Annotated in this window: 11 protein-coding genes; 8 read left to right on the forward strand and 3 right to left on the reverse strand. The window is 64.7% G+C overall.

Going from position 1 to position 11,735, the window contains the following annotated elements; genetic code table 11:
* Nucleotides 1-30 precede the first annotated feature (30 nt).
* Complete coding sequence (locus tag GEV06_09740) at nt 31-1,410, reverse strand: gfo/Idh/MocA family oxidoreductase (GenBank protein MPZ18179.1); 1,380 nt, start codon at nt 1,408-1,410, stop codon at nt 31-33.
* Between GEV06_09740 and GEV06_09745 the strand changes: the two genes are divergently transcribed.
* Nucleotides 1,340-2,257, forward strand: a complete 918-nt coding sequence (locus GEV06_09745) for a DUF1080 domain-containing protein (protein ID MPZ18180.1) — start codon at nt 1,340-1,342, stop codon at nt 2,255-2,257. The two genes, GEV06_09740 and GEV06_09745, sit on opposite strands and share 71 nt — an antisense overlap.
* 55 nt (nt 2,258-2,312) lie before the next feature.
* Here GEV06_09745 and GEV06_09750 read toward each other — a convergent pair whose 3' ends face one another.
* Together GEV06_09750 and GEV06_09755 are read right to left on the reverse strand one after the other, a co-directional pair.
* Nucleotides 2,313-3,092 (reverse strand): NTP transferase domain-containing protein, encoded by a 780-nt coding sequence (locus GEV06_09750; GenBank protein ID MPZ18181.1) that lies wholly within the window; start codon nt 3,090-3,092, stop codon nt 2,313-2,315.
* A 6-nt stretch (nt 3,093-3,098) separates the two neighbouring features.
* Nucleotides 3,099-4,208 (reverse strand): XdhC/CoxI family protein, encoded by a 1,110-nt coding sequence (locus GEV06_09755; GenBank protein ID MPZ18182.1) that lies wholly within the window; start codon nt 4,206-4,208, stop codon nt 3,099-3,101.
* Nucleotides 4,209-4,311: 103 nt separating this feature from the next.
* On the opposite strand from GEV06_09755, the gene GEV06_09760 reads away from it, so the two are divergent.
* The 7 genes from GEV06_09760 (at nt 4,312) to GEV06_09790 (ending at nt 11,452) form a co-directional block, all read left to right on the forward strand.
* Nucleotides 4,312-4,821: a 2Fe-2S iron-sulfur cluster binding domain-containing protein gene (locus tag GEV06_09760; protein MPZ18183.1), complete on the forward strand. Its 510-nt coding sequence runs from the start codon at nt 4,312-4,314 to the stop codon at nt 4,819-4,821.
* Between the two features lie 159 nt (nt 4,822-4,980).
* Nucleotides 4,981-7,344, forward strand: coding sequence for a molybdopterin-dependent oxidoreductase (locus GEV06_09765; protein ID MPZ18184.1), 2,364 nt, complete (start codon nt 4,981-4,983; stop codon nt 7,342-7,344).
* 25 nt (nt 7,345-7,369) lie between these two features.
* Nucleotides 7,370-8,221: a xanthine dehydrogenase family protein subunit M gene (locus GEV06_09770; GenBank protein MPZ18185.1), complete on the forward strand. Its 852-nt coding sequence runs from the start codon at nt 7,370-7,372 to the stop codon at nt 8,219-8,221.
* Nucleotides 8,222-8,294: 73 nt separating this feature from the next.
* Entirely contained in the window at nt 8,295-9,218 is a 924-nt protein-coding gene (locus GEV06_09775; GenBank protein ID MPZ18186.1) for an AAA domain-containing protein, read from the forward strand.
* 153 nt (nt 9,219-9,371) lie between these two features.
* Nucleotides 9,372-10,616, forward strand: a complete 1,245-nt coding sequence (locus tag GEV06_09780; protein MPZ18187.1) for a VWA domain-containing protein — start codon at nt 9,372-9,374, stop codon at nt 10,614-10,616.
* A 187-nt stretch (nt 10,617-10,803) separates the two neighbouring features.
* The gene (locus GEV06_09785) at nt 10,804-11,052 is read left to right on the forward strand and encodes a hypothetical protein (GenBank protein MPZ18188.1); all 249 of its coding nucleotides are present in this window, start codon (nt 10,804-10,806) and stop codon (nt 11,050-11,052) included.
* On the forward strand, nt 11,033-11,452 hold the full coding sequence (locus GEV06_09790; protein ID MPZ18189.1) for a DUF2752 domain-containing protein: 420 nt from the start codon (nt 11,033-11,035) through the stop codon (nt 11,450-11,452). The genes GEV06_09785 and GEV06_09790 overlap by 20 nt, the downstream gene beginning before the upstream one ends.
* Nucleotides 11,453-11,735: the final 283 nt, after the last annotated feature.

Here is an 11,735-nt window from a genome sequence, read left to right on the forward strand (position 1 = left end):
CACACGGGCGTACGGTGAGTCGCCAGTGGGCTAGCTCAGCTCCTCTGGCTTCCAGCCACTGCGGTACGAGCGCCGCAGATGGGCGTCTGCAGCCCGCTTGGTGGCAAACCGCATGGCGCGTGAATCGTAGTCAAGCGTCTCGCCCGGGAACCAGGCTGCAACGTCGCCAAGCAACACCGTCTCGGTGAGCGGCGTGGCGTACGAGACGTTGGTCGACGGCTGGGTACGCCCGCCGGCCAGGACGGCATCGAGAAACTCGCCATAGTGATCACGTGGCGCGAGGCCTGCCTGCGTGCGCTCGACGAGCGGCTTTGCCTCGAGAGCCTTGGCTTCCGGCAGGATGAACGGCTCCTCCACGTGCGGCAGGACGACAAACCCGTCCGTCCCGACGAACACGACACCTGTCTTGGGGATGCGCTCCGGTCCGATTGCGGTGAGGAGCGTCTCAGGCGCGGTTTCGCCTCCGTCGTACCACCAGAAGTCGAGTGTCTCGGCGGCAGTGTAGCGCGTGCCCGGAAAGATGTAATGAATGCGGGCACGCGTCGCCCAGCTCTCGCGCGTCGGCTGAGGACCGTGTGACGTGATGGTCGTTGGCGAGGTCAGCGCCAGCGCCCGATAGGGCGGGCTGAAGATGTGACACCCCATGTCGCCAAGCGTGCCCGTGCCGAATCCCACGTGCCTGCGCCACTGACCGGGATGATACGCCTCGCGAATGAATGGCCGCGTCTCGGCAACCCCGAGCCACAGGTCCCAGTCCAGCGCCGGCGGCACCGGATCGCCGGTCGTGGGCAGAGGCTCCTCCCAGCCCCAGCTCTTCTCACAGAACGCATGCACTTCTCTGATCTTGCCGACGATGCCGCTCTGCGCCAGCGCTTCACCGAGACGCTGCGGCACGCTGGAGGAAATCTGAATGCCCATCTGCGAGACGATCCCGCGGCGGCGCGCTTGCTTGGCGACCACGCGCGCTTCCTCGATCGTCGTGGTGAGCGGCTTCTGGACGTAGACGTGCTTGTTCCGCCGAATCGCCTCCAACGCAATCGCGGCGTGCATGTGATCCGGCGTCGACACGTTAACCGAGTCGATCTGCCCCTCCTCCTTGTCGAGCAGCTCACGCCAGTCCTGGTAGATACGGGCGCGCGGAAACTGTTCCTGAATCCCCGCGGCGAGACAGAGATCGACGTCTGCCACGGCAACCAGCTCGAAGGCCGGATGTTTGGCAAAGCTCTTCATGTCGGACAACGCCATGCCGGCGCTTCCGATGCTGGCGTGACGAACCGTTCGTCCCTGTGCGCGCACGCCGCGGGTGACAACGTGTGGGCCAAGCGCCGCGGCGCCTGCCATGCCTCGAAGAAAGTCTCGTCGGGTCCAAGCGCTCATGGTGCTCATGATAGACTGCCTCTCGATGTTCATGCGACTCAATAGCGTCGGCAAGCGTGTCTCTCACCGGTCGCGTCTGGCAGCCGTTGCTGTGGGCGCTGCGCTCGTCTTGGCAGGACTGCCGTTGGTCACCGCTCGCGCGTCGAGCGGCGCGCCTGCACACTGGACGGCGCCGACGACCGCCGACATGACGAGTCAGAGCACGGGCTCAGCGACACCCAACACGCTGACACCAGAGGAGCAGCGCGACGGATGGAAGCTGCTCTTCGACGGAAAGATGACGACCGGGTGGCGTGGTGCATACCTCGACACGTTCCCAGAGCGCGGGTGGACCGTCGAGAACGGCGAGCTCATCGTTCTCGAGTCCGGTGGCGCCGAGTCCACCCATGGCGGTGACATCGTCACAGTCGACGAGTATTCGAACTTCGAGCTCGTGATGGACTTCAACCTCACGCCTGGAGCGAACAGCGGCATCAAGTACTTCGTGACCGAGGAGCAGGGTGGTACTGGCGCATCAGCGATCGGCCTCGAGTATCAACTTCTCGATGACGAGCGGCATGAGGACGCGAAGCGCGGTCGGCCGGGCACTCGAATGCTTGCATCGCTCTACGATCTGATTCCAGCCGAGAATCGGCCGATCAACCCTCCCGGAGAGTGGAACACCGCGCGTATTGTTTCGCGGGACCGCCACGTGGAGCATTGGCTCAACGGGACGAAGGTCCTCGAGTACGAGCGCGGCAGCGCTGACTACCGCAAGCTCGTGGCAGAGAGCAAGTACGCCAACTGGGAGAGGTTCGGCGAGTCAGACAAAGGTCGCATTCTGCTGCAAGACCACGGCAACCGCGTGACCTTCCGCAACATCAAGATCCGCGTCGACTAGCAGGAACCAAGAACCAAGAACCAAGAACCAAGAACCAAGAACCAAGGACCAGGGATCACGACTGGAGCGCTGCCAGAGCCAGGTGGCGTAACGCCGCCAGGCGGCGCGTGGGGTCGGCCTCGCGTGCGCGCGTCACGACCCATTCTTGAACGAGCGATCGAGGTTCACTCGGTGGGGGACCGGTAAGGGAAGGCTCCTCCACTCTTTCGCGATCCCACGCGAGGAGTCGCGCCAGGCGCACGTAGTCGTCCCAGGCGTCGACATCCATTTGACAAGCATCGTCCGTCCCTTCGACCAACTGCACGTGTGTTGGGTGCCGGCGGAGCACCCGACGCGCACCTTCGTCACCCTCCAGCTCGAGGAGCTCCGGAAAGAGCTCAGCACCCAGGACAACGGGCGTCCGCTGCCGGCCGCCCGAGGCGCTCGCAACGCCAACGACAGGCGAGGGGCGACCACGCCATGTAGTCACCAAGCGCCTCACGTGGTCCAGCTCGAGCGCAGGCTGATCGACAAGAAGCACGAGCGTCGCCTTGGTGCGAACCTCTCGAATCGCCGCTACGAGCGACGTGCTCTGACCCTGCAGATACGCCTGGTTCACGATGGTTCTCAGCCGCTGCCAGCCTCGGCCCAACATCGCACGGCATCGCGCGATCTCTGCCTGCATCATCTCTGGCTCGTTGCCCACGACGATGAGAACTGTGCCGTGGACGGCGTCGACGGCAAGCGTGATGACGCGCGAGAGGAGTGTATGACCGGGGCCTGCCGGCAGCAGCGCTTTGGGTAACCCGATGCGCGATGCTTGCCCCGCCGCCAGGATGATTGCGTCGAGCACCATGTTCCCCTACCGCGCAGTGGGATCATGGATCCGCCCGCCGACGCCGTCGAGGAAGCCGCCCGCGAAGCCACGGCGGGCGGCAAGCAGGGCGCTGACGATGCTGAGCGCGACCTCATCCGGGGATTCCGCACCAATATCGAGACCAAGTGGGCTGCGCACACGGGCAAGCCGCTCCGGACGTGTCTCGACCGCTTCCTCCTCCATGCGTTCGAGCAGGGTCTCGTAGCGGACCCGCGGGCCGAGCACACCGACGTACGGAGCCTCCGACCGGACGGCAAAGCCAAGGGCTGCCTGGTCTCGCTCCAAGTGATGGTTCATGATCAGCGTGTATGACCGTGGACCGAGCGCCACTTGGTTGTCGAACTGGGCCGGGTGCGCGAGCACGAGGCGCGCGCCCGGAAAGCGCTCCGGCGTCAGGAACGCCGCGCGGGCATCGACAACGGTGATCTGCCAGCCAAGCGAGCGCGCCAGCGCTACGACAGGAATCGCGTCGTGGCCCGCGCCAAAGATCACGAGCTCCGGCGGTGGCGCGCTGACGTCCAAGAAGACGTCTACCTCATCCGCGCCATCGAGCTCGATGCGCTGGGTGACCGCACGTGGGTGCTGTGCTGCTGTGATCTCTGCGGCGAGGGCTCGGACGCGCGCGTCGAGCGCCGCCGCACCGAGTCCTCCACTCGTCTCGCCGCTGCTGGTCACCAGCAACCGGTGTCGCTCCGGCGCCAGCCGCATCGCGAGGACCGCGAGCTCACCGTTGCGCAGCAGCTCCAGCCAGCGCGCAAGCAGCGGATCCTGGTCGACGGGCTCGATGTAGACGTCGACACTGCCGCCGCAGCCAAGGCCGAGGCCCCACACGACATCTTCGTCGAGATCGTAGTGACGGAGCTCCGGCACGCCGCGCGCCATGACACGGCGCGCCACCTCGGCAACGTCAGGCTCCAGGCAACCGCCACTCAACATACAGGTGATGGCGCCGTCATCGCGGATGAGCATACGTGCGCCTTCACGGCGGTAGGCGGATCCCTTCACGCGGACGACCGTCGCGAGCGCCACGCGCTGACCGGACCGACGCGCCGAGCGCATCGCGTCGAGAATCTCTTCGATTTCACGGCGCTCCATCGTTACCCCACATCCCGTCGTTTGTCGATATAGTCGATATAATAACTGACCTCGTCAGAGCATCAGGAGAGTCGGACCAGGGATCCGACCAGACGGAGGCACGATGTCGAATACTGTTGCGATCAAGCTCACGGTGAACGGCGTGGAGCGCCAAGCCGACGTGGAGCCACGGATGCTGCTCGTGCACTTCCTCCGCGAGAGGCTTGGTCTCACGGGCACACATGTCGGTTGCGACACCAGTCAATGCGGCGCGTGTGCTGTGTTGGTCGATGGCGCCGCGGTCAAGTCGTGCACCCTCCTCGCGGCTCAGGCCGATGGCGCCGAGGTGACCACCATAGAGCATCTGGCGCGTGAGGGCCCTCTCGACCCCGTCCAGCAAGCGTTCTCGGATGTGCACGCCCTGCAGTGCGGCTTTTGCACGCCCGGCATGGTCATGGCCACTCACGATCTTCTTGCACACAGCCCTCGGCCTACAGATGCCCAGATTCGCCACGGGCTCGAAGGCAACTTCTGCCGCTGCACGGGCTATCACAACATTGTCCGTGCGGTCCGGCTCGCCGCCGAGAGGATGGCGGAGCATCAAGGGCGGGAAACGACCGCCGCTGGGGGGTAAGGGTGCAGGGTGACAAGGTGACGAGGTAAATGGGTAGCGCGGGGGAGCGTGCGGCGCCCCGAAAGCCTCACGCGCGTGATTTGCCACCCCGATCGTCGACGCAGATCTCACCCTGTCACCCCCTCACCTTGTCACCTTGTCACCACATAAGGGGGCCACATGCCACTGGAGCAGTATTTCGGAAAGTCAGTCAAGCGCGTCGAAGATCCGCGGTTCCTGACGGGAGCCGGTCAATATACAGACGACCTGAGCCTGCCCGGCATGGCACACGTCGCGATGGTGCGGAGTCCGTATGCACACGCACGGATCCGTGGCATTGATGCACGTGCGGCACTCGAGTTACCTGGCGTGCTCACCGTCATCACTGGACAAGCGCTGCGCGACGCGAATATTGGCTCGATTCCCCCGGGTTGGCTCTTACCGGACATCACGACGCCGCCGCACTACGCGATTGCCGTCGACCGGGCTCGCCATGCGGGTGAGATTGTCGCGGGGGTGGTTGCCGAGAGCCGCGACATCGCCGAGGACGCTGCCGCGTTGGTAGAGGTGGACTACGAGATGCTGCCGGCCGTGTCGCTGGGATCGACAGCGCTCGCCTCCGGCGCGCCCGCGGTGCACGACGATGCCGCTGACAACGTGTGCTTCCGTTGGAGCATTGGGGATCAATCCGCCGTCGACGCAGAGCTCGCTCGTGCGGCCAAGACCATCCAGCTATCGCTTCGCAACACGCGTCTGGCACCCAACGCCATCGAGCCACGCGCCTCCCTGGCGCAGTACTCGCGCCCTTCGGATGAGCTCACACTGTGGACGACATCGCAGAATCCGCATATTCATCGACTGATCCTCGCGGCATTCGTGCTGGGGATCCCGGAGCACAAGCTCCGTGTGATCAGCCCCGACGTGGGCGGTGGCTTCGGCTCGAAGATCTTCCAGTACCCGGAAGAGGTCATCGTGCTCTACGCTGCGCGCAAGCTCAATCGACCCGTCAAGTGGACCGCTCGGCGCGCCGAGAGCTTCGTCAGCGACAGCCATGGGCGGGACCACGAGACAGAAGCGGAGCTGGCTGTCGACGCCGAGGGCCACTTGCTTGCCTTACGGGTGAAGACCATCGCCAATCTCGGCGCCTACCTGACACTGTTTGGTCCAGTGGTTCCAACGATTCTCTACGGAACGCTGATGAACGGACCGTATCGATTCCGCGCGATCCACTGCGACGTCACGGGCGTCTTCACACACACCGTCCCGGTGGACGCTCTGCGCGGCGCTGGACGGCCCGAAGCCACCTACGTGCTCGAACGCATGATGGACCGTATGGCGCAGGAGCTGGGGCAGGATCCGATGGAGTTGCGCCGCAAGAACTTCATCCCCCCAGACGCGTTCCCGTATCAAACGCCCGTAGCGCTCAACTATGACAGCGGCAACTACGAGCCGGCGCTCGACAAAGCACTCGCCAAGGTCGATTACAAGGGCACGCGTGCGGCACAAGCGGCGGCGCGCAAGGAGGGTCGTTACCTTGGTATCGGGTTTTCTACCTATCTCGAGGCATGCGGCCTTGCGCCATCGTCGCTGGTTGGAAGTCTCGGCGCTCAGGCGGGTCAATGGGAGAGCGCGCTGGTTCGGGTGATGCCAACCGGTAAGGTGGAGGTCTTCACCGGCGCCCATAGTCACGGCCAGGGACATGAGACCGCATTTGCCCAAATCGTGGCAGACGAGCTCCAGATTCCGATTGGGGACATCGTCATCGTGCATGGGGATACGGGCAAGGTGCCGTTCGGCTGGGGATCGTATGGCAGCCGCAGCGCGGCCGTAGGTGCCAGCGCGCTCAAGATGGCGCTCGACAAGATCAAGGACAAGGCGAAGCACATTGCAGCACACCTCCTCGAAGCTGACGCCGAAGACGTGGAGCTCGCCGGCGGCACACTACACGTCAAGGGCGTACCAGAGCGTGCGAAGAGCTTCTTCGATGTCTCGCTGCAGGCGCATCTCGCGCACAACTTGCCCGAGGGCATGGAGCCGGGGCTCGAGGCCACGCATTTCTACGATCCAAAGAACTTCGTCTTCCCCTTCGGCACTCACATTGCCGTGGTCGACGTCGATCCGGAGACCGGTCGCGTCACGCTGCAGCGGTACGTGGCCATCGATGACTGCGGGCCACTGATCAATCCGATGATTGCCGAAGGCCAGGTGCACGGTGGGATTGCGCACGGCACGGGTCAAGCGTTGCTCGAGCACGCTCTGTACGATGAGCAAGGGCAGCTCATCGCAGGGTCGTTTCTCGAGTACGCCATGCCGCGCGCAGACGATCTGCCGGCGTTCGAGATTGATCACACGGTGACGCCGTCGCCGCACAACCCGCTTGGTGTCAAGGGCATCGGCGAGACCGGCACGATCGCCTCCACGGCGGCGGTCGCCAATGCGGTGATCGACGCGCTCGCACCGTTTGGCGTAACGCATCTCGACATGCCGTTCACACCCGAGAAGGTGTGGCAGGCGATCCAGGCAGGCAAGAAGGTCGTGGCGTAGGACTCACAGCAGGAATGGTCCAACAATGTATCCAAGCGCTTTCAACTACTATCGGGCAGCCAGCGTTCAGGAGGCCATCGCCTTGCTCGGTGCGCATCCGGACGCCAAGCTGTTGGCCGGCGGACACTCGCTCCTGCCTGCCATGAAGCTTCGCCTGGCGACGCCGCCGGTGCTGGTCGATCTGAGCCGGATCGCAGAGCTGCATGGCATTCGTCGTGAGGGAGATGTGGTGGTGATTGGCGCCATGACGACGCACCGGGAGATCGAGCACTCGACGGAGTTGGCACAGGCGTGTCCGATTCTGCCGGAGGCCGCGGCGCTGATTGGCGATCCGCTCGTCCGCAACCGCGGCACGATTGGCGGCAGCCTCGCCCACGCCGATCCGGGCGCAGACTTTCCGGCCTGCGTCCTGGCACTGGACGCCACGCTCACGATCGAGGGCGCCTCTGGGAGCCGGACGGCCGAAGCCGCCGCCTTCGTCGAGGACATGTTCGCAACGGTCGTACAGCCCGGTGAGGTGCTGACGGAGATCCGCGTGCCTGCGCGTAAGCCGGGTCTCGGCATGGCCTACGAGAAATTCGCACACCCGGCGTCGCGCTACGCCATTGCCGGCGTTGCGGCTGTCGTGCGTACGAGCAAGGGCGTGTGTGAAGAAGCCCGTGTGGCGCTGACCGGCGCGACGCCCAAGCCGACGCGGCTCTCCCAGCTCGAGGCGGCGCTGGTGGGACAGCCGCTCGATGACGCAACGCTCGAAGCCGCCTGCGTGAATGTCGTCTCGCCAGACGACCTGCTGGGCGACCATACCGCTTCGTCCCCCTACCGCGCGCATCTCGCGGGCGTGCTCGCGAAGCGCGCGCTCCGCCGTGCCCGGAGCTGAACGTCAGACACTATGTGCACAACACGCGGCGCGAGACCGGAACCACCTCGGGCTGATGCTGCTCTCGTAGAAAGTGGAGGCTGTGGGTAACCCGCTGGCCACGATCGACGACGTGCAGCGCCGGCTCGACGACCAAGGCTACATCGCCGAGCGGAGCCTCGCCACGGCGATCTTTCTCGCGCGGCGCCTCGAGCGTCCGCTGCTCGTCGAAGGAGAGCCAGGCGTCGGGAAGACCGAGATCGCCCGCGTGCTGGCCGAGGTGCTCGACACCCGGTTGGTGCGACTCCAGTGTTATGAAGGCATCGACGTCGCACAGGCCGTCTACGACTGGGACTACGCGCGGCAGATGCTGGAGATTCGGCTGCTCGAAGCATCCGGAGAACGCGATGAGCGGCGTGTGCGTCGAGAGATCTTCGGACGGGTCTTCTTGCTGAAACGCCCGCTGCTGCAAGCGCTGGAGGCTCCGGACGGGCGGGCGCCGGTGCTCCTGATCGACGAGCTCGATCGTGCAGACGAGGAGTTCGAAGCCTTTCTCCTCGAGCTGCTCTCCGATTGGCAGATTACCGTCCCGGAGATCGGGACCTTCCGCGCCGAGCATCCGCCGCTCGTGATCGTCACCTCGAACCGCACGCGCGAGATCCACGACGCCCTCAAGCGGCGCTGCCTGTATCACTGGATTCCGTACCCCTCGTTCGACAAGGAGCTGCAGATTGTGCGGCGCAAAGTGACAGGGGTCTCCGAGCAACTGTCACAGCAGCTCGTCACGCTCGTGCAGGAGCTCCGCCAGATCGATCTTGCCAAGGCGCCCGGTCTAGCGGAAACGCTCGATTGGGCGGCGGCCCTGTTGGCGCTCGAGTGCAGCAGCTTGGAGATGCAGATGGTCGACCGCTCGCTCGGTGCACTGGTCAAGGACCAGGAGGATCTCGAGCGGACGCGTGAACGACTGCCCGCTCTCATCGCACGGGCGCAGGAGGGGGCTAGGGATCTAGGGATCTAGGGATCTAGGGTAAAGGTGGGCACCTGTTGAAGGGCGCTATCTTGATCCGTTGCCGTTGACCACATTGCCCCCGTGCCCCTGGCCCCTTGCCCTTTGTTCCTTGATCCCTTGATCCCTTGATCCCTTGATCCCTTGATCCCTTCCCCCTGGCACATGAGCCCTTTCATCGCGCACCTTCTCCGATTCGCCCGCGAGCTCAGGGAAGCTGGGCTGCGCGTGACAACGGCCCAAGTCGTCCGGTTCGTGCAGGCGCTGCGTCACATCGATATTGCCGATCGCGAGACGTTTCGCGACGTGGCGCGATGCACGCTCGTCTCTCATCGCCTGGAGGTGCTCGCATTCGAGCGTGTCTTCGCACGCTTCTGGACTCACGCCGCGGACGCGCTATCGGCTGCGGTGAGCCCGTCGCCGGAGGATGTGCGGTCGAGCGCACAGGCTGCCGCGCAAGTGGGTCTCGTTCTGCGCCAATCGCCGCGTCCAGAACCGTCGCCGGACGCCGATCCGCGGCGTGTCGTCGACCGCGCGTCGACTTACAGCGCAGAGGAGATACTGCGACGGAAGCGGTTCGACGAGCTGTGCCCTGACGAGCTGGCGGCAGTCACGCGGATGATGCAGCGAATCAGCTGGCGGCTCGAGCTCCGCCGTAGCCGTCGTCATCGTCCAGCGTCGCGTGGCCGGCAGCCTGATTGGCGCAGGACGATCGCATCGGCGGTTCGGTACGACGGCGAGTGGATCTCACGGCGATGGCGCCAACGAACAGCCGTGCCGCGGCCACTCGTGGTGATTGCAGATGTGAGCGGTTCAATGGAGCGCTACACGCGCCTACTGCTTACATTTCTGCACATCATTACGCAGCGGGGCACACAGCATGGACAACGCCAACGCGTCGAGACCTTCGTGTTCGGCACGCGTCTGACGCGCATTACGCGGACGTTTGGGACGCGCGACATCGACGCGGCGCTTACCGAGGTGAGCCGGCAGGTGGTCGACTGGGCGGGCGGCACACGGATTGGCGACAGCCTTCGTGCGTTCAATCGTCGTTGGGCGCGCCGGGTGCTGGGCCGCGGCGCCGCTGTCCTCGTTATCAGTGACGGGTGGGATCGTGGCGACCCGGCGCTCGTCCGTCGAGAGGTGGCGCGGTTGCACCGGTCGTGCTCGCGCCTGGTGTGGCTGAACCCGCTCATTGGCACGCGCGACTTCGCTCCCCGCACACGCGGGCTGGTCGCCGCGCTGCCCCACGTGGATGACTTCCTACCGGTCCACAACCTCGCCAGCCTCGAAGGGCTGGCCAGACACCTCGCGGCGCTACCGTCTTCACCGAAGCACGGAAGGCCTGCGCAGCAGCCAGCGCGACTGCGCGGCAACGGATTGTCTGGCAGTGATAGCTTGTCGGCGTGAATGACCTCGTGTAGACTGCGCGGGATCTCACAGGTCCACGCCGACATGCTCGGCGACATGCGCCGGCCGATCGGCAGGAGAGACAGCGCATATGAGCGACTCCACGATTCCCCCCCCTCCTCCACCGCCGCCGCCGGGCCCTGAACAAGCGGGTGTCACAACAGGGGGAGGCTCGAACCGTGCGGTCATTGCGTTGGTCCTCGGCGTTCTTGGCCTGATCTGTTGCTACCCGCTCGGGCCGGTGGCCTGGTACCTGGGCAACGACGAGCTCAAGGCCATTCAAGCGGGTACGGTGCCGGATACGAATCGGGTCCTGGCCCAGATTGGCATGATCCTGGGAATCATTGGAACCGTCTTGCTGGCGTTTGCATTTCTCTGGATCATCTTCCTTGGTGGCATGGCCACGCTAGGCAGCCTTGCAGACGCATTTCACTGAGATCTCCGTCGCCGTAGGCAAGAGACACATCATTCCGCTCGCAGTGTCGCTCGTCGCGGCTGCGGCCATCGTCCTGTTCTTCTTCGATCCACGCACGACGTGGTTCTACCCACAATGTCCGTTCTTCGCGCTCACGGGCCTCGAGTGCCCAGGCTGCGGCACGACGCGCGCTCTTCACGCTCTTCTACACGGCCACCTGACCACGGCTTTCGCGCTCAATCCGTTGCTCTTCGTCGTACCGCCGGTCGTCGCGCTGCTGCAGTGGACGTCGCAGGCGGAACGACGAGCCCCGCAGGCGCTGCCGTTGCAGAATGTCGTTGGCTGGGCGCTGCTCCTTCTGGTCGTCGCATTCTGGATCGCGCGCAACCTGTCAGGCTCTCCAATAACTGGCCTGAGCTAGTGGAAGGTAGGGACGCCTCGCCGAGGCGTCCGTGGCGCGGGGCCTACTGCGATCACGGGTTCAAGCCATGAAGATTAGGTGCTTCGTGAGCTTCGTGTCATTCGTGGTTAATTCTTCATATCTTTGTGGTTGGTTCTTCGTGGTTCATCCTACCGGCGCCTTACCTGCGAGGAAGCGATCGATGCGCCCCACGACGTCCGTCAGATACGCCTTGTCGCCTCCCTCGATCTCGGTGGTCATGTACCCGCTGTAGCCGATCTCATCCAAGGCTTGCCGCACGGCG

The organism is Luteitalea sp., from assembly GCA_009377605.1.
In the GTDB taxonomy this organism is placed as follows: domain Bacteria; phylum Acidobacteriota; class Vicinamibacteria; order Vicinamibacterales; family Vicinamibacteraceae; genus WHTT01.